General features: G+C 70.5%; 20 protein-coding genes and 1 tRNA gene. 9 read left to right on the top strand and 12 right to left on the bottom strand.

Annotation, left to right across the window (positions count from 1 at the left end; translation table 11 throughout):
* Window positions 1-54: 54 nt before the first annotated feature.
* The 6 genes from ACIBW9_RS12795 to ACIBW9_RS12770 form a co-directional block, all read right to left on the bottom strand.
* On the bottom strand, window positions 55-348 hold the full coding sequence (locus ACIBW9_RS12795) for a Dabb family protein (RefSeq protein ID WP_398954173.1): 294 nt from the start codon (window positions 346-348) through the stop codon (window positions 55-57).
* 19 nt (window positions 349-367) lie between these two features.
* Entirely contained in the window at window positions 368-544 is a 177-nt protein-coding gene (locus ACIBW9_RS12790) for a hypothetical protein (protein WP_181922395.1), read from the bottom strand.
* A gap of 82 nt (window positions 545-626) precedes the next feature.
* Window positions 627-711 (bottom strand) — tRNA-Ser (locus ACIBW9_RS12785).
* Window positions 712-784: 73 nt separating this feature from the next.
* Complete coding sequence (tadA, locus tag ACIBW9_RS12780) at window positions 785-1,210, bottom strand: tRNA adenosine(34) deaminase TadA (RefSeq protein ID WP_398954171.1); 426 nt, start codon at window positions 1,208-1,210, stop codon at window positions 785-787.
* A 59-nt stretch (window positions 1,211-1,269) separates the two neighbouring features.
* Window positions 1,270-1,797 carry a hypothetical protein gene (locus ACIBW9_RS12775; protein ID WP_398954169.1) on the bottom strand — a complete coding sequence of 176 codons (528 nt, stop codon included), beginning with the start codon at window positions 1,795-1,797 and terminating at the stop codon, window positions 1,270-1,272.
* Between the two features lie 241 nt (window positions 1,798-2,038).
* On the bottom strand, window positions 2,039-2,233 hold the full coding sequence (locus ACIBW9_RS12770; RefSeq protein ID WP_398954167.1) for a hypothetical protein: 195 nt from the start codon (window positions 2,231-2,233) through the stop codon (window positions 2,039-2,041).
* A gap of 95 nt (window positions 2,234-2,328) precedes the next feature.
* On the opposite strand from ACIBW9_RS12770, the gene upp reads away from it, so the two are divergent.
* Window positions 2,329-2,964, top strand: a complete 636-nt coding sequence (gene upp / locus ACIBW9_RS12765; protein ID WP_351477528.1) for a uracil phosphoribosyltransferase — start codon at window positions 2,329-2,331, stop codon at window positions 2,962-2,964.
* A gap of 120 nt (window positions 2,965-3,084) precedes the next feature.
* Here upp and ACIBW9_RS12760 read toward each other — a convergent pair whose 3' ends face one another.
* From ACIBW9_RS12760 to ACIBW9_RS12735, 6 genes are all read right to left on the bottom strand, one after another.
* Window positions 3,085-3,723: a LytR C-terminal domain-containing protein gene (locus ACIBW9_RS12760; RefSeq protein ID WP_398954165.1), complete on the bottom strand. Its 639-nt coding sequence runs from the start codon at window positions 3,721-3,723 to the stop codon at window positions 3,085-3,087.
* A 110-nt stretch (window positions 3,724-3,833) separates the two neighbouring features.
* Entirely contained in the window at window positions 3,834-4,130 is a 297-nt protein-coding gene (locus ACIBW9_RS12755; RefSeq protein ID WP_003999914.1) for a type II toxin-antitoxin system VapB family antitoxin, read from the bottom strand.
* Window positions 4,131-4,311: 181 nt separating this feature from the next.
* Window positions 4,312-4,434: a hypothetical protein gene (locus ACIBW9_RS12750; protein ID WP_351477522.1), complete on the bottom strand. Its 123-nt coding sequence runs from the start codon at window positions 4,432-4,434 to the stop codon at window positions 4,312-4,314.
* 56 nt (window positions 4,435-4,490) lie between these two features.
* Window positions 4,491-4,805: a hypothetical protein gene (locus ACIBW9_RS12745; protein WP_398954163.1), complete on the bottom strand. Its 315-nt coding sequence runs from the start codon at window positions 4,803-4,805 to the stop codon at window positions 4,491-4,493.
* A gap of 80 nt (window positions 4,806-4,885) precedes the next feature.
* Window positions 4,886-5,551 (bottom strand): HdeD family acid-resistance protein, encoded by a 666-nt coding sequence (locus ACIBW9_RS12740; protein ID WP_398954161.1) that lies wholly within the window; start codon window positions 5,549-5,551, stop codon window positions 4,886-4,888.
* Between the two features lie 81 nt (window positions 5,552-5,632).
* Window positions 5,633-6,226 (bottom strand): HhH-GPD-type base excision DNA repair protein, encoded by a 594-nt coding sequence (locus tag ACIBW9_RS12735; RefSeq protein ID WP_398954159.1) that lies wholly within the window; start codon window positions 6,224-6,226, stop codon window positions 5,633-5,635.
* 82 nt (window positions 6,227-6,308) lie between these two features.
* Here ACIBW9_RS12735 and ACIBW9_RS12730 point away from each other — a divergent pair, with 82 nt between their 5' ends.
* The 8 genes from ACIBW9_RS12730 (at window position 6,309) to ACIBW9_RS12695 (ending at window position 16,165) form a co-directional block, all read left to right on the top strand.
* A complete protein-coding gene (locus ACIBW9_RS12730; RefSeq protein ID WP_398954157.1) occupies window positions 6,309-6,782 on the top strand; it encodes a cupin domain-containing protein in 474 nt (157 codons plus the stop codon).
* On the top strand, window positions 6,779-7,540 hold the full coding sequence (locus ACIBW9_RS12725; RefSeq protein ID WP_398954155.1) for an SDR family NAD(P)-dependent oxidoreductase: 762 nt from the start codon (window positions 6,779-6,781) through the stop codon (window positions 7,538-7,540). Before ACIBW9_RS12730 ends, ACIBW9_RS12725 begins: the two co-directional genes overlap by 4 nt.
* 119 nt (window positions 7,541-7,659) lie before the next feature.
* Window positions 7,660-9,396, top strand: a complete 1,737-nt coding sequence (locus ACIBW9_RS12720) for a copper resistance CopC/CopD family protein (RefSeq protein ID WP_398955205.1) — start codon at window positions 7,660-7,662, stop codon at window positions 9,394-9,396.
* 248 nt (window positions 9,397-9,644) lie between these two features.
* Window positions 9,645-10,955 carry an ABC transporter substrate-binding protein gene (locus ACIBW9_RS12715; RefSeq protein ID WP_398954153.1) on the top strand — a complete coding sequence of 437 codons (1,311 nt, stop codon included), beginning with the start codon at window positions 9,645-9,647 and terminating at the stop codon, window positions 10,953-10,955.
* Window positions 10,955-11,935: a carbohydrate ABC transporter permease gene (locus ACIBW9_RS12710; RefSeq protein ID WP_398954151.1), complete on the top strand. Its 981-nt coding sequence runs from the start codon at window positions 10,955-10,957 to the stop codon at window positions 11,933-11,935. The genes ACIBW9_RS12715 and ACIBW9_RS12710 overlap by 1 nt, the downstream gene beginning before the upstream one ends.
* On the top strand, window positions 11,932-12,816 hold the full coding sequence (locus ACIBW9_RS12705; protein ID WP_398954149.1) for a carbohydrate ABC transporter permease: 885 nt from the start codon (window positions 11,932-11,934) through the stop codon (window positions 12,814-12,816). Before ACIBW9_RS12710 ends, ACIBW9_RS12705 begins: the two co-directional genes overlap by 4 nt.
* Before the next feature lie 26 nt (window positions 12,817-12,842).
* Window positions 12,843-14,156, top strand: a complete 1,314-nt coding sequence (locus ACIBW9_RS12700) for a glycoside hydrolase family 36 protein (protein WP_398955202.1) — start codon at window positions 12,843-12,845, stop codon at window positions 14,154-14,156.
* Window positions 14,153-16,165: a beta-galactosidase gene (locus tag ACIBW9_RS12695; RefSeq protein WP_398954147.1), complete on the top strand. Its 2,013-nt coding sequence runs from the start codon at window positions 14,153-14,155 to the stop codon at window positions 16,163-16,165. The genes ACIBW9_RS12700 and ACIBW9_RS12695 overlap by 4 nt, the downstream gene beginning before the upstream one ends.
* Window positions 16,166-16,175 lie beyond the last annotated feature (10 nt).

Raw genomic sequence — 16,175 nt, 5'->3', positions numbered from 1 at the left:
AAATGCGCATAAGGGCCCTGCGCCTTTCCGGCGCAGGGCCCAGCGGGGTCCGGCTCAGTACTCGTAGTCGGCGATCACCCAGGTGGAGAACTCCTTCCACAGCGTCACGCCCGCCTGGTGCTCCGGGTGCTCGAGGTAGCGGCGCAGCGCGGCCGCGTCGTCGAAGCCGGAGTTGATGGCGAAGTCGTACGCGATGGGGCGGTCGCTGAGGTTCCAGCCCAGCTCCCAGAAGCGGATCTCGGGGATCTTCCCGTCCAGCGAGCGGAACGCGTCGACGCCCTCCAGGACGCGCGGGTCGTCGCGCTCGACGCCCTCGCCGAGCTTGAACAGGACGAGGTGGCGGATCATGTGCGCTCCTAGCTGCGGCCTAGTGGGCGCCGTTGGCGAGCCAGGTGAAGAAGTCGCCTATGGCCTTGGCGGCGTCCGATATGCCCTCGAACCCTATCTGGACGTAGCTGGCCGCCTTGGCCGGGTCCGTGATGATGACGTACAGCGCGAAGACCACGAGCACATAGACGGCGATCTTCTTGGCATTCACCGCCATTGCGGCCTCCCCTGTCACTGTTGCCCCACGACCGCACATGATCGCACGAAGGGCCCCGTCTCTCGACGGGGCCCTTCCAAAGCGGTAGCGGAGGGATTTGAACCCTCGGTGACTTGCGCCACACTCGCTTTCGAGGCGAGCTCCTTCGGCCGCTCGGACACGCTACCGAGGGAGACCTTACAGCACGCCGGGCAGTGCTCTGAAATCGGTATTCGGGGGTCGGTGCGCAGGGGCCGCTCTTCAGCGGGAGCGGAAGAATTCGGTGAGGATCCGGGCGCAGTCCTCGGCGAGTACGCCCTCGATCACCTCGGGGCGGTGGTTGAGCCTGCGGTCGCGTACGACGTCCCAGAGGGAGCCGGCCGCGCCGCCCTTCTCGTCGCGGGCGCCGTAGACGACCCGGTCCACCCGGGACTGCACGAGCGCGCCCGCGCACATCGTGCAGGGCTCCAGCGTGACGACGAGGGTGCAGCCGGACAGCCGCCACTCCCCGAGGTCGGCCGCGGCCCTGCGGATCGCGAGGATCTCGGCGTGCGCCGTCGGATCACCGGTCGCCTCGCGTTCGTTGTGTCCGGCGCCGAGCACGGTCGTACCGTCCGAGGCCAGTACGACGGCACCCACGGGCACGTCGGCGCCGGCCCGTCGGGCCTCGTCCAGGGCGAGCCGCATCGCGGCCCGCCAGCGGTCGCGTACCGGGTCGGGGGTGCCTCCTCGGGTCGCTGCAGCGGTCAGCGGACGGTCTCCAGGACCTCCGAGGCGCCGAGGGCCTCGGCGATCGTGTTCAGGGCGTCCTCGTCGAGGGAGCGCAGCTCCTTGGCGCTGACACCGAGGTCGTCGAGGATCTCGGCGTCGCCGACGGGGCTGTGCGGCACGGACTCGGCGGACGGCGTGTCCTCGTCGCCGTCCTCCTCGTCCTCACCGTCCTCGGTGCCGTCGAGGTCGAGGGAGTCCAGGTCGGGGTCGTCCTCGCCGGGCTCCCTTCCGAGCAGTTCGTCGGTGAGCAGGATCTCGCCGTAGCTGCTGCGGGCAGCGGCGGCGGCGTCCGAGACGTAGATCCGAGGGTCGTCCTCGCCGTCGACGCGGACGACACCGAACCAGGTTTCTTCCTGCTCGATCAGGATGAGCACCGTGTCGTCCTCGGTCGAGGCTTCCCGGGCGAGATCGGCCAGATCCGACAGGGTTTCCACATCGTCGAGCTCTGTGTCGCTCGCTTCCCACCCGTCTTCGGTGCGCGCGAGCAGTGCGGCGAAGTACACCGTGACTCTCCCACTGGTCTTAGGCGTGCCGGTTGGAGGTCCCCCCGGCGGGGCTCAGGGCGGGGAGAGCTGTGCTCCGAGCCCCACCCACTCGGAATCGTGGCAGAAACAAGGCGTTCAGGGGACGTCTTCGGCACCCTGTGTCCGCCGTCTTTGATCGGCCACGAGCGGGATCGTACGCGGCGATCGGCGTGTGTACGCAACGGGTTGCCCTCAGGCGCGTCCCGAGTCGGACCCCGAACTACCAGCGGAAGGTGCGCATGCGCATGGCGTGGCGCAGCCGTGCGGTCTTCGCACGCCTGGGCTGCACACGGTCCCGCAGCTCACGGGCTTCGGCGAGGTCACGCAGGAACTGGGCCCTGCGGCGCCGGCGCTCGGCGTCGGTCTCGGCCGACGGCGAGTCCTCTCGGGTTTTACGCTCAGGCAGGTCAGGCACAGTCACACCACCCCCTGGTACGTCCTCCCACTTTCCCCCTGATGGGCGGTTTGATGCCAGCGCAGGCCGCACGGGGGCGCGGTTACTGTTAGGGCATGCGTCTCCACGTCGTCGACCACCCCCTGGTCGCCCACAAGCTCACCACGCTGCGCGACCAGCGCACCGACTCCGCGACCTTCCGCCGTCTCGCCGACGAGCTGGTCACCCTGCTCGCCTACGAGGCCACGCGCGACGTGCGCACCGAACAGGTCGACATCACGACGCCGGTCTCCCCGACCACCGGCGTCAAGCTCGCCCGCCCGCGCCCCCTGGTGGTGCCGATCCTGCGGGCCGGGCTCGGCATGCTCGACGGCATGGTCCGGCTGCTGCCGACGGCCGAGGTGGGCTTCCTCGGCATGATCCGCAACGAGGAGACGCTGCAGGCGTCGACCTACGCCTCGCGCATGCCCGAGGACCTCTCAGGGCGTCAGGTGTACGTCCTGGACCCGATGCTGGCCACCGGCGGCACGCTGGTCGCGGCGATCCAGGAGCTGATCAAGCGCGGGGCGGACGATGTGACCGCGGTGGTGCTTCTTGCGGCCCCCGAGGGGGTCGAGCTCATGGAACGTGAGTTGGCGGGGACGCCGGTGACCGTGGTGACGGCGGCCGTCGACGAGCGGCTCAATGAGCACGGGTACATCGTGCCGGGGCTGGGGGACGCGGGGGATCGCCTTTACGGCGCTGCCGAGTAGGGCTTCGCCTCTTTGCCGTAGGGGTGCGGGTGTTTGGCGGCTGCGGGTTGTCTGTGGCTTGTCGCGCCCACGCGGCGGAGCCGCGAATCGACACAGCCCCGCGCCCCTAATGGGCGCGTCTCAGCAGCGCTTCGTTGAAGAAGTCGGCGCCGGGCTGGGGTTGGCCAGTGCCGCCAGGGCCTGGTCCGCGGCTGCCTTCGGGGTGAGGTCCTTGAAGGCCGTGCCGAGGATCAGGTCGACGGCGGTGCCCTTGCGGGTGTCGGCCCGCTTCTCGGCGCCGGCGAGCTGTGTGGCGAGCACGGGCAGCGAGCTGTTCAGGGCGGACGGGGCGCCGAGCAGTATGCCGGTGCCCTTGACCTTCTTGTCGAACTCCTTGGACGCGTTGCCCACGTCGCCGATCTTGAAGCCGCGTTTCTTCAGCTCGTCCGCCGTGTTCTTGGCCAGGCCGCTGCGGTCCGTAGCGTTGTAGACGTTGACGGTGATCGTGCCGGGCTTGGGCAGGGCGGCCTTCCTGGTGTCGGCCGACGGGCTCGCCTTGGCCCTGCAGTCCGCCTTGGGTCCGGCCGCCGAGGCCTTCTCGCCGCCGCCGGTGAAGAGGTCGATGAGCTGCAGCGTGCCCCAGCCGACCAGGCCGATCGCGGCGACGGAGGCCACCAGGGCGACTCCGAGCCTGCCGCGCCTGCGCCTGCGCATTCGTGGGTATTTGTCCCCCGTGATCCGGTACTTACCACCCATGCCCGGGGGAGTCAGCATGCTCATGAGCGCAGCGTAGTGCGCCCGGGCGGCGATGCCTACTAGATGATCATTCGAGGCCGCACAGGTGAACCCGAAAGGGCCAAGCCGTCACCGGCAGGCCTTCGGGCCGTGCGTCAGTCGAGTTCGAGAACGCGCGCGTGCAGCACCTGGCGCTGCTGCAGCGCGGCCCGCACCGCGCGGTGGAGGCCGTCCTCGAGATACAGGTCGCCCTGCCACTTGACGACATGTGCGAACAGGTCGCCGTAGAAGGTCGAGTCCTCGGCCAGGAGGGTCTCCAGGTCGAGCTGTCCCTTGGTGGTGACGAGCTGATCGAGGCGGACCGGGCGCGGCGCGACGTCCGCCCACTGCCGGGTGCTTTCCCGGCCGTGGTCGGGGTACGGCCGGCCGTTTCCGATGCGCTTGAAGATCACACGGAAAGCCTACCGGTCAAGACCTTCCGGGCGCAGCCATGGCGACGCAGTGCGGGGACCGAAAAGAAGTTGCAAATCGGGACAAAGCATCCGTACGGGTGTGTCGCACAGGCTGTGGACGGCGGGCGTCGGCCCGGCGGAGGCGGTGGTTCACGGGGAACATCCGCCTCCGCCGGCACAGTCAGCGATCCCGCTCCTTCGGGGGCTGCTTCGGCTCCGGCTGCTTCAGATTCTGTTTCGGCGCGTTGCGTGCGGCTTCGGCGCGCAGCAGGGCGCGCAGGACCGCGTACGGGTCGGTGGGCATGGCTGTGTTCCCTGGTTCCTTGCGTGGTGACTGACTTTTCCGGGGGCCGGGGTCTGTCAGCAGCGCAGGACCACGGAGCGCAGGGCGTGCAGGGCGTGCGGCAGCCGGGGCGGGGCGGGGAGGGCGCGGTCCGCCGGGGTGTCGCGGGGCGGGGGCTGGAGCGGGGCGGGGCGCAGGGCCACGACGGTGCGGTGCAGGGCGTCGGCCGCCGGCCGCACGGCCGCGTCCAGGGCGTCGTACTCGACGATCTCCGTGGCGGAGGGCGGTGCCGTATGCGCCTCCACGTGGGCGCCCGGGACCAGCAGGGCGAGCAGCAGGACGAGCGTCCGCAGCCAGGCGCGGCCGCGGGGGAGGCTTCGTACGGTGCTCACGAGAGGTCATTTGCCCATGGTTTGTCCCGCCTTCAGCATGTCGGGGCCGAGAACCGCCCGTTCGGGGGACGCGGTACGGCTCAAAGGGTGCGTGGCAGTTGCCGGGCCCGGCCCCGGATACGGAGCGCGGTGACGATCTCGACCACGCCGACCGCGACCAGCCAGATGCCGCCGAGCAGGGTGAGCACGGCGACCGAGTGCAAGGGCGAGTCGATCAGCACGACCCCGCCGAGGAAGGTGACGATCCCCAGGAAGATCTGCCAGCCGCGGGCCGGCATGGCGCTGTCGGAGGCGGCGGCGAGGGTCTGGGTGATTCCGCGGACGAGCCAGCCGATGCCGATCCACAGGGCCAGCAGCAGGATCGACCGCATCGGGCCGCGCAGACAGAACAGGCCCAGCAGGATCGACAGGGAACCGCTGATGAAGGCCAGGACGCGCAGGGCCGTGGTCCGGTGGGTGCCGAACGCGGCGACCAGCTGGAAGATGCCGCTGATCAGGAGGTGGACGCCGAAGAGGACACCGGCCGCGAGCAGGGAGGCGCCCGGCCGGACCAGCACCAGCAGGCCGAGGATCAGGGAGGCGGCGCCGGTCAGCAGGACGACCTGCCAGGCGGCGCGGGACAGGGCGTGCAGGGGGCCTTCGAAGGGGGGCTCCGGCTCGTGCGGGCCCGTCGCGCGTCCGGTGGCGTGGACCTTGCGGTCGTCGTACTGCGGGCCCGCGGAGGAGGCGCTCGATGGCTCGGTCATGTTCCGTGCTCGGACCGGCCGCGGGCGGCGCGCCACCTCTGGGAGCCGGTCGGCTGACGGCCGTCTCCTGGCGGGCCTCGGCTACTTCCCGGCGGCCTTCGCCGCCTTCGCGGCCGCCTTCATCTCCTGTTTGTGCGCCCGGACCTTGGCCAGCGACTCGGGTCCCTCGATGTCCGCGACGGAACGGTGGCAGTTCGCCTCGCCGTAGCCGCCCGCCGCCTCCCGCCAGCCCTTGGGCCGTACGCCGAGCTGTTTGCCCAGGAGGGCCAGGAAGATCTGCGCCTTCTGCTTGCCGAAGCCGGGCAGCTCCTGGAGGCGCTTCAGCAGCTCACGCCCGTCGGGCACGCCCTTCCAGACGAGCTCGGCGTCGCCGTCGTAGTGCTCGACCAGGTACTGGCACAGCTGCTGGACGCGCTTGGCCATGGAGCCCGGGTAGCGGTGCACGGCCGGCTTCTCGGACAGCAGCGCGGCGAAGGCGTCCGGGTCCATGACGGCGATCTCGTGCGCGTCCAGGTCGTCGGCGCCGAGCCGGTCCGCGATCGTGCGGGGCCCCTTGAACGCCCACTCCATCGGGACCTGCTGGTCCAGCAGCATCCCGACGAGCGCGGCGAGCGGGGAACGTCCGAGGAGCTCGTCGGCCTTGGGGTCCTGGGCGAGGTGCAGGGTGACGTCCATGCCTCCGATCATGCCGCTTTCACGTCTTGCGGACGATTCCAGCGCCGGGAGGTGCGGGTGCGGCGGGCGGTAGCCTCCCCGAATGACTCCTGAGGACCTGGTGGCGCACTACGGTCTTGAACCGATCCCGCGCGAGGGCGGCCTGTTCCGCCGGACCTGGGCGGGCCCCGAGCGTGCCGACGGACGGCCGGAGGGGACCGCGATCGTCGCCCTGCTGACGGCTGACGACCACTCGGCCGTGCACCGCCTGCCCACCGACGAGATCTGGCACTTCTACCTGGGTGATCCGCTGGAGCTGCTGCTCCTCGCCCCGGACGGGACGTCCAGGACGGTGGTGCTCGGACCGGACGTACTGGGCGGCCAGCAGCCCCAGACGACCGTGCCGGCCGGCACCTGGATGGGCGGACGGGTCGTCGCGGGCGGGGCGTGGACGTTCTTCGGGTGCACGATGGCGCCCGGGTTCACCTACGAGGGCTACGAGCACGGGGAGGCGGCCGAGCTCACGGCGCGGTATCCGGCCGAGGCCGACCGGATTGCGCAACTGTGCCGTCCATGAAGCTGCTGGAGGGACAGGTCGCCCTGGTCACGGGCGCGAGCGGCGGTATCGGCCGGGGCATCGCGCTGCGCTTCGCCGAGGAGGGCGCGGCGGTCGCCGTGCACTGCCGTACGGCCGTGGAGGCGGCGCGGGCGGTGGCCGCACGGATCGAGGAGCTCGGCCGGCGGGCCGTCGTACTGCAGGGCGACCTCACCGACGAGGACGCGTGCCGGCGGGTGGTCGGCGAGGCGGCCGAGTGGGGCGGCGGGCTGACCGCGCTGGTCAACAACGCGGGCGTGCAGCCGGTCAGGGAGCTGCCCGGGATGACGGCGGCCGAGTGGCGGGCCGTGGTGGACGTCAACGTGTCCAGCGTCTTCGCGTGCACCCAGGCCGCCGCGCAGGCCATGCGGGAGCGCGGCGCGGGAGGTTCCGTGACCCACATCGCCTCGATCGAGGCCCGCCAGCCGGCGCCGCTGCACGCCCACTACGGCGCCGCCAAGGCCGCCGTCGTGATGCACGCGCGCTCGGCGGCCCTGGAGTACGGCGCGTACGGCATCCGAGTCAACAGCGTCTCCCCCGGCCTCATCGACCGCGAGGGCCTGGCGGACGCCTGGCCGGAGGGCGTCCGGCGCTGGCGCGCAGCGGCCCCGCTCGGCCGCCTCGGCCAGCCGGAGGACGTGGGCGACGCCTGCGTGTTCCTGGCCTCCCGACTGGCCTCTTGGGTGTCGGGACACGACCTGGTGGTCGACGGAGGGGTGTCGGCCCGGCCGACTTGGTGAATGCTCGGCGGTTCGTGTCCGTACCTATGCGGGAGGCGGTCCGGGCCGGGACGGAGGGTGGCGTGGGGTGTGACGGTGAGCGCAGGGGGCGGCAGCGGCGTCCGGGGGTGCGAGGGCTGGTGCTGCTCGGTGCCGTGCTGGTCCTGCTCGTCCTCGGGGGTGCGGGGCCCGCGTCGGCGCACGCGGCCCTGAAGTCCACCGACCCCGAGGACGGAACCGTCCTCAGGTCGGCCCCCCGCTCCATCACCCTGACGTTCACCGAGTCCGTCGGTCTGCTGGACGACTCCTTCCGCGTCCTGGACCCCGACAACCAGCGTGTGGCCATCGGTGAGGCGCAGCACGCGAGGGGCCGCTCCGACACGGCGAGCGTGACCCTGCCGAAGAAGCTCGCCGAAGGCACCTATGTCGTGGCCTGGCGGGTCGTCTCGGCGGACAGCCACCCGGTGGGCGGCGCGTTCACCTTCTCCGTCGGCAAAGCCTCCGCCACGGTCGCCACGGTGAACACCGGGCCGGTCGAGAACCCGGCGACCGCCAGTCTCTACAACATCGCCCGCTATCTGGCGTACCTGTCGGCGGCGCTGCTGATCGGCACGGCCGCCTTCGTCGCCCTGTGCCGCCCGACGGACCGCGGCCCGCTGCGCAAACCCCTGGTCGTGGGGTGGTGGACGTTGCTGGGGAGCACCCTGGCGCTGCTGGCGCTGCGCGCCCCGTACGAGACCGGCTCGGGCCCCGCGACCGCCCTGGACGCCACCGCCTTCACGCGTACCCTCACGGGCCGCCCGGGGCTCGCCCTGCTGGCCCGGCTCGCCCTGCTGCTGGTCGCTGCCTTGCTCGCCGTACGACTCCGCAAACGCGACGCACGGCCGCGGCCGCTGCTCGCCGCCGGTGGTGCCCTCTCCGTGGCCCTCGCGCTCACCTGGGCCGCCTCAGAGCACGCCTCGGCGGGCCTCCAGGTGCCGCTCGCGATGGCCTCCGCGGTGCTGCACCTGCTGGCGATGGCGGTCTGGCTGGGCGGCCTCACGGCGCTGCTGATCCTGCTCCACCGCACCGAACTCGCCCCGGCCGTCGTGGCCCGCTTCTCCCGGATCGCCTTCGCCTCCGTGGCCGTCCTGGTCGTCACCGGCGTCTACCAGTCCTGGCGGGGCCTCGGCTCCTGGAGCGCGCTCACCGGGACGACGTACGGGCGCCTGCTGGTGGCCAAACTGGCCGCTGTGGTGCTCCTCCTGGCGGCCGCGGGGCTCTCGCGGCGCTGGACCGCGCGGCTGGTGACGGCGGACGCCGAGACGGCCGTACGGGAGCGGGTCCCGGAGCCCGTGGGCGGGCCTCCCGCGGCCGCCGGGGAGGAACCGGCCGCCCCGGCCGCCGAAGGCGCGAGCCGCCGCAATCTGCGCCGCAGCGTGCTCGCCGAGGTCGCCGTCGGGGTGGTGGTGCTGGTGCTCACGACCGTGCTCAGCAGCACGCTGCCGGGCCGCGCGGCCGCGGAGGCGGCGCAGGCACCCGCGACGGCCGGCGGGCTGCCCGCCGCGTCGGTGACGACGATCCCGTTCGAGGTCGGTCGCGCGCGCGGCAAGGTGCAGATCACGCTCGACCCGGGCCGCGTCGGCGACAACACCGTGCAGGCGGTCGTCTTCGGCCCCGACGGCGGCATCGTCACCGTCCCCGAGCTGCGGCTCTCCCTCAGCCTGCCCGCGCAGAAGATCGGCCCGCTGGACGCCCGGCTGACCGATCTGGGCGGCTACTGGGGGACCAGCTCGCTCACCGTGCCCCTCGCCGGGACCTGGACCATGAAGGCCACCGTCCGCACGTCCGAGATCGACCAGGTCAGTGTGACGAAGTCGGTCCGGATCGTCGCATAGCAGGCCCTGGCCGCGACGCGAATCCGGCATTTACTCTCATCTCCGGGCGGGATCGTTCGATCACTCGGACCGAAACGATCACGAACATGTCGGTCACATTTCCACAAAGGTCCCCGGCGGCTCTTGACGCATGACCGGACATAGGGCTGATATAAGCGCCACGATGTTCGGTCGAGTTGATTTCTGGTCGGTTTCGACTTTTTTCGACAATGGCGTTGTGACCGAACCCCTGCCTTCAGGAGCCGTACATGGACCTCTCCACCTCGGGCCTCTCAGTGCCCGCCCCCAGCCGTCGCGGTCTGCTGCGTGGTGTGGGGGGTGCCGCCCTGCTCGCGGGTGCGGGCATACCCCTGCTGTCCGCTTGTGGCGGCAGTGGGTCCTCGTCGGACCCGAAGACCGTCAGTCTCGGCTCCAACTCCTCCGACGCGGTGCCCAAGAAGGCCTTCGCGGAGATCTACGCCGCCTTCACCAAGAAGTCCGGCATCAAGGTCGACGTGAACACCAAGGACCACAACACCTTCCAGGAGCAGATCAACTCCTACCTCCAGGCGACGCCGGACGACGTGTTCACCTGGTTCGCGGGCTACCGCATGCAGTTCTTCGCGGCGAAGAAGCTCGCCACCCCGATCGACGACGTGTGGCAGAAGATCGGCGGCAACTTCCCCGACGCCATGAAGCAGCTGTCCAAGGGCGAGGACGGCAAGTACTACTTCGTGCCGCTGTACACGTACCCGTGGGCGCTCTTCTACCGCAAGAGCGTCTTCAAGCAGCACGGCTACCAGGTGCCCACCACCTGGGACCAGCTGGTGGCCCTGTGCAAGCAGATGAAGAAGGACGGCCTGGTCCCGATCGCGTTCGGTGACAAGGACGCCTGGCCGGCGATGGGCACCTTCGACCAGATCAACTTCCGCCTCAACGGCTACGACTTCCACAAGTCCCTGATGGCCGGCAAGGAGGCGTGGACGGACCCGAAGGTCAAGGCGGTCTTCGACCACTGGTCCGAGCTGCTGCCCTACCACCAGGACGGCTTCATGGGCCGCACCTGGCAGGACGCCGCCCAGACCCTGGTGTCGAAGAAGGCGGGCATGTACGTCCTCGGTTCCTTCGTGGCCCAGCAGTTCACCAACAAGGCCGACCTCGACGACCTCGACTTCTTCGCCTTCCCCGAGATCAACCCGCAGTTCGGGCAGGACACCGTCGAGGCACCCACCGACGGCTTCATGGTCTCCAAGGCGCCCAAGAACCACGCCGGTGTCACCAAGCTGATGGAGTTCCTGGGCACGCCGGAGGCCGAGCAGATCTACCTCAAGGCCGACTCCAGCGTGGTGGCCGCCTCCAGCAAGGCCGACACCTCGTCGTACACGCCGCTGCAGAAGAAGGCGTACGACATGATCAGCAACGCCAAGAGCCTCACCCAGTTCATGGACCGCGACTCGCGTCCGGACTTCACCTCGACGGTGATGCAGCCGGGTCTGCAGAAGTTCCTCCAGAACCCCAAGGGCGTCGACAGCCTGCTGTCCTCGATCGAGCGCCAGAAGAAGACGATCTTCGCGTCCTGATGAGCTCCGAGACGACCACGAAGAGCCCGGAGGCGGCCGCCGTGCCGGCTCCGGGCCATGCGCCTGCAACCAAGCGGGTCCCGCAGGGCCACAAGCGCCTGCTGACCCGCCGTGACCGCATCACGCTCGCCTTCATGGCCGGCGTGCCCACCGCCCTGCACGTGGCCCTGGTGTGGGTCACCGCGATCTCCTCGATCTTCCTGGCCTTCACCAGCTGGGACGGGATCGGCTTCGACTCGATCAAGTGGGTGGGGCTGGACAACTTCAAGCAGTTGTTCACCGACAACCCGCAGTTCTGGCCGGCCGTCGAGCACAACATCATCTGGTTCGTGGTGCTCATCCTGATCCCGACGCCGATGGGCCTGTTCCTGGCCGTCCAGCTGGACAAGAAGATCCGCTTCAGCCGGGTGTACCAGACCGCGTTCTTCCTGCCGGTCGTGGTCTCGCTCGCGGTGACCGGCTTTGTGTGGCAGTTGGTCTACAACCCGGACACCGGGCTGATCAACAGCCTGATCGGGGCGAACAAGCCGGGCCACTACATCGACTGGATCGGCAACCCGCACCTGAACCTGTGGGCGGTGCTGATCGCCGCCTCCTGGCGGCACACCGGCTACATGATGATCCTCTACCTGGCCGGCCTGAAGGGCGTGGACCCGTCGCTGCGGGAGGCGTCCTCGCTGGACGGGGCGAACGAGTGGCAGACGTTCAAGAACGTCATCTTCCCCACCCTGCGCCCCACCAACACGGTCGTCCTGGTCGTCACGATCATCGAGGCGCTGCGCGCCTTCGACCTGGTGTTCGTGTTCAACAAGGGCGCCCAGGGCACCGAGCTGCTGTCGATTCTGATCACCAACAACATCATCGGTGAGTCCAGCCGGATCGGTTACGGCTCCGCGATCGCGGTGGTGCTGCTGGTGATCTCCCTCGCGGTCATCATCCCGTACCTGATCGCGACGTTCAGGAAGGAGCGGCGCGCATGAGCACGGCTGTCGTCGCAACCAAGCGCACCCCGGTCCGCCCGGCCCGGATCCTGCTGCACACGTTCCTGGTGGTCACCGCGCTGGCCTGGCTGGCACCGCTGCTGTGGGCGGTCTTCGCGGCCCTGCGGCCGTACTCGGAGACCAGCAACCGCGGCTACGTGTCCTGGCCGCACAAGCTGAGCTTCGAGAACTTCACCAACGCCTTCCAGCAGTCGGACATGCTGCACTACTTCGGCAACACGCTGATCATCGCGGTCCCGGCCGTGCTGATCACGCTGCTGCTGTCGTCGATGGTGGCGTTCTACGTCTCCCGCTTCGACTTCCGGCTGAACATCTTCCTGCTGCTGGTGTTCACGGCGGGCAACCTGCTGCCGCAGCAGGTCATCATCACCCCGCTGTACCGGATGTACCTGCTGATCGACCTGCCCGGCATCACCGTCAGCGGCAAGCTGTACGACTCCGCCCTCGGCCTGGTGCTGATCCACGTGGCGTTCCAGTCCGGGTTCTGCGCCTTCGTGCTCAGCAACTACATGCGGATGCTGCCGCACGAGCTGACCGAGGCGGCCCTGGTGGACGGGGCGTCGGTGTGGCGGATGTACTGGCAGATCGTGCTGCCGCTGTGCAAGCCCGCCATGGCGGCCCTCGCGACCCTGCTCTCGATCTGGATCTACAACGATTTCTTCTGGGCGATCGTGCTGATCTCCACCGGCGAGAACATGCCGATCACCTCGGCGCTGAACAACCTCTCCGGGCAGTACTTCACCGACCCCAACCTGGTCGCCGCGGGCGCCCTGCTCACCGCGATCCCCACCCTGATCGTGTACTTCGTGCTGCAGCGCCAGTTCGTCAGCGGACTGACCCTGGGCGCCAACAAGGGCTGACGCCCTCCCTCTTGAAAGAGACCTCCGTGCACCACCCCTTCACCGCCGTCGCCTCCGTCCCCGTGGACCCGGTCAACGCCCGGGTCCACGAGGAGGGCTGGCAGTCCTGGAGCCCCAGCGGCGCCTACGCCCTCGGCGACAAGCCGTACCGTCCGACCAACGACAACTGGGCGACGGTCTGCTACCGCCCCGGCGTGACCGTCCCGGAGGGCACCTTCCAGGGCGAGGGCCTGCTGGCGCTCGACCCCGGCGACGGCTCCCCGGTCCGGCTGTGGGCGGCCGTGGACCCCACCGGCGAGGTGCCGTCCATCCGCCTGACGGTGACGGACGGCATCGCGGAGGTCACCGCCGACGGCGCGGTGAAGGAGTGGACGGGCACGGACGTCCAGACGGCACTGGGCAGTTGGGCCGACAGCCTCGGCGTCGAAGCCCCGCGCCCGGCGCCGACCGTCTGGTGCTCCTGGTACGAGTACTTCACGAACGTCACCGAGGACGACATCCACGAGAACCTCCGTGCGATGGACACCCTCGACCTGCCGATCGACGTGGTCCAGATCGACGACGGCTACCAGAAGGCCCTCGGCGACTGGCTCACGCTCTCGGGCCGCTTCCGCTCCCGCGAGGGCATCGCCGACGCCATCCGGGCCCGCGGCCGCCGGGCCGGCATCTGGACGGCCCCCTTCCTGGTCGACCCGGCGAGCGACCTGGCCACCGAGCACCCCGACTGGCTGGTCCGCGACACCACCGGCGGCTTCACCCACGCCGGCCGCAACTGGGGCCACGACCTGCGTGTCCTGGACACCACCCACCCCGAGGCCGCCGCGTATCTGACCGAGGTGTTCCGCACCCTCCGCACCGAGGGCTACGACTACTTCAAGGTCGACTTCCTGTACGCGGGCGCCCTGGACGGCGTACGGCACCAGGACGTCGACGCCCTCACCGCGTACCGCGAGGGCATCGAGCTGATTCGCGGGGCGATCGGCCCGGACGCGTACCTGCTGGGCTGCGGCGCCCCGGTCCTGCCCTCGATCGGCCTGTTCGACGCGATGCGGGTGAGCCCCGACACGGCCCCGCACCGCCGCCCCGAGGCCGACGACTTCAGCCAACCGGGCCAGGACCCGGCCGAGTTCACCGGCGCCGGACGCCAGTGGCAGCACGGCCGCCTCTGGGTCAACGACCCCGACTGCCTGATGGCCCGCCCGGCCGTGGAGACACGGGAGCGCTGGGCGGCGCATGTGGAGGCGACCGGCGGCCTGATGGCCTCCAGCGACCGTCTGCTGTCCCTGGACGAGTGGGGCGTGGCCACCACCCGCCGGCTGCTCTCGGGGGCCCGGCGATGACCCGCGCCCTGAACGTGCCGGGCATCGCGTACGGCGGCGACTACAACCCCGAGCAGTGGCCCGAGGAGGTCTGGGCCGAGGACATGCGGCTGATGGCCGAGGCCGGGGTCACCATGGTCAGCGTCAACATCTTCTCCTGGGCGCTGCTGGAACCCTCCGAGGGCACCTACGACTTCTCGCGCCTCGACCGCATCCTCGACCTGCTGCACGCCCACGGGATCGCCGCCGACCTGGCGACCCCGACGGCGGCCCCGCCGGCCTGGTTCTTCGTCAAGCACCCCGAAGCGCTGCCGGTGGACAAGGACGGCCGCAGGCTGTCCTACGGCAGCCGTCAGACGTTCTGCCCGTCGAGCCCCGCCTACCGCGAGGCGGCCCTGCGGATCGTCGGCGAACTGGCCCGGCGGTACGCGGACCACCCGGCGGTCGTGATGTGGCACGTCCACAACGAGTACGGCTGCCACAACGCGGAGTGCTACTGCGACACCAGCGCGGAGGCCTTCCGCGCCTGGCTGCAGGACCGCTACGCGAGCCTGGACGCCCTCAACCACGCCTGGGGCACCACCTTCTGGAGCCAGTGGTACTACGACTGGGACCAGATCCTGCCGCCGCGCGCCACCGGCGCGGTCCCCAACCCCACCCACCAGCTGGACTGGCGCCGCTTCTGCAGCGACGCCCTGCTCTCGCTGTACGAGGCCGAGCGGGACGTCCTGCGGGAGGCCGCGCCGCAGACCCCCGCCACCACCAACTTCATGGTGATGTTCAACTTCGACGCCCTGGACTACTGGCGCTGGGCGCCCGAGCTGGACATCGTCTCCAACGACCACTACCTCCAGTCCGCCGACCCGGAGTCGCAGATCGACATCGCCCTCAGCGGCGATCTGGTCCGCTCGCTCGCGGGCGGCCCGTGGCTGCTCATGGAGCACTCCACGGGCGCGGTGAACTGGCAGCCGGTCAACCGGGCCAAGACGGCAGGGGAGTTGCGCCGCAACGCGCTCGCCCATGTGGCGCGCGGCGCCGACGGCATCGCCTACTTCCAGTGGCGGGCGGCGAAGGCGGGCGCCGAGCAGTGGCACTCGGCGATGCTGCCGCACGCCGGCACCGACAGCCAGATCTGGCGGGACGTGGTGCAACTGGGCGCGGACCTGCGGGCGTTGGCGGAGGTGCGGGGCGCCACCGGCACCGCCGAGGTCGCCGTCGTCTGGGACTGGAACGCCCGTTGGGCCATGGAACTGCCCTCGCAGCCCAGCGGCGAGCTGCGCTTCCAGGACCTGGTCCGGGCCTGGTACGAGCCCCTGTGGCGGTCCGGCGTCGGGGTGGACTTCGTCCGCCCGGACGCGGATCTGTCGGCGTACCGCCTGGTCCTGGCTCCTTCGCTGTACCTGATCGACGACACGGGCGCGGCCAACCTCACCGGCTTCGCGGAGCGCGGCGGCACTCTGGTGGTCGGCTTCCACAGCGGAATGGTCGACGCCAACTGCCATGTGCGCCTCGGCGGTTACCCGGGCGCGTTCCGGGAGACCCTCGGCATCCGCACGGACGAGCTGTTCCCGCTGCTGCCCGGGCAGACGGTGGCCCTGAGCGACGGCACGACGGGCACGCTCTGGTCGGAGCGGGTACGGCTGGAGGGCGCCGAGGCGGTGACGTCGTACGCGGACGGACCGCTCGCCGGGGTTCCGGCGGTGACCCGCAACGCGTACGGCACGGGCACGGCCTGGTACGTGGCCACCCACCCGGACCCGGAGGCCCTGGCCGGCCTCCTGGAGCGCATCCGCGTGGAGGCCGGGGTCGAGCCGGTGCGCTCCGCGCCGGAGGGCGTGGAGGCGGCCTTGCGGCGCGGCACCGAGGCCGACTACCTCTTCCTGATCAACCACACGGACCAGGACGCGGAGGTCGCCGTCTCCGCCGGGGCGACCGAGCTGCTGTCCGGGAAGCCGGTGGCCGGCGGGAGGGTGTCGGTGGCGGCCGGGGAGGCCGTGGTGGTGCGGGAGCCACGGGTGGGTACCCGGTAGCGAAGTCGCC

The sequence above is a fragment of the Streptomyces sp. NPDC049541 genome, assembly GCF_044465725.1.
In the GTDB taxonomy this organism is placed as follows: Bacteria; Actinomycetota; Actinomycetes; order Streptomycetales; family Streptomycetaceae; genus Streptomyces.
The sequence above is the reverse complement of the archived record's forward strand: the minus strand, read 5'-3'. Positions and strand labels throughout refer to the sequence as shown.

Coding starts and splice junctions, on each gene's coding strand:
- ACIBW9_RS12795 (WP_398954173.1), bottom strand. CDS start 348: ATGATCCGCCACCTCGTCCTGTTCAAGCTCGGCGAGGGCGTCGAGCGC.
- ACIBW9_RS12790 (WP_181922395.1), bottom strand. CDS start 544: ATGGCGGTGAATGCCAAGAAGATCGCCGTCTATGTGCTCGTGGTCTTC.
- tadA (WP_398954171.1), bottom strand. CDS start 1,210: ATGCGGCTCGCCCTGGACGAGGCCCGACGGGCCGGCGCCGACGTGCCC.
- upp (WP_351477528.1), top strand. CDS start 2,329: ATGCGTCTCCACGTCGTCGACCACCCCCTGGTCGCCCACAAGCTCACC.
- ACIBW9_RS12760 (WP_398954165.1), bottom strand. CDS start 3,723: ATGAGCATGCTGACTCCCCCGGGCATGGGTGGTAAGTACCGGATCACG.
- ACIBW9_RS12750 (WP_351477522.1), bottom strand. CDS start 4,434: ATGCCCACCGACCCGTACGCGGTCCTGCGCGCCCTGCTGCGCGCCGAA.
- ACIBW9_RS12740 (WP_398954161.1), bottom strand. CDS start 5,551: ATGACCGAGCCATCGAGCGCCTCCTCCGCGGGCCCGCAGTACGACGAC.
- ACIBW9_RS12735 (WP_398954159.1), bottom strand. CDS start 6,226: ATGGACGTCACCCTGCACCTCGCCCAGGACCCCAAGGCCGACGAGCTC.
- ACIBW9_RS12730 (WP_398954157.1), top strand. CDS start 6,309: ATGACTCCTGAGGACCTGGTGGCGCACTACGGTCTTGAACCGATCCCG.
- ACIBW9_RS12725 (WP_398954155.1), top strand. CDS start 6,779: ATGAAGCTGCTGGAGGGACAGGTCGCCCTGGTCACGGGCGCGAGCGGC.
- ACIBW9_RS12715 (WP_398954153.1), top strand. CDS start 9,645: ATGGACCTCTCCACCTCGGGCCTCTCAGTGCCCGCCCCCAGCCGTCGC.
- ACIBW9_RS12710 (WP_398954151.1), top strand. CDS start 10,955: ATGAGCTCCGAGACGACCACGAAGAGCCCGGAGGCGGCCGCCGTGCCG.
- ACIBW9_RS12705 (WP_398954149.1), top strand. CDS start 11,932: ATGAGCACGGCTGTCGTCGCAACCAAGCGCACCCCGGTCCGCCCGGCC.
- ACIBW9_RS12695 (WP_398954147.1), top strand. CDS start 14,153: ATGACCCGCGCCCTGAACGTGCCGGGCATCGCGTACGGCGGCGACTAC.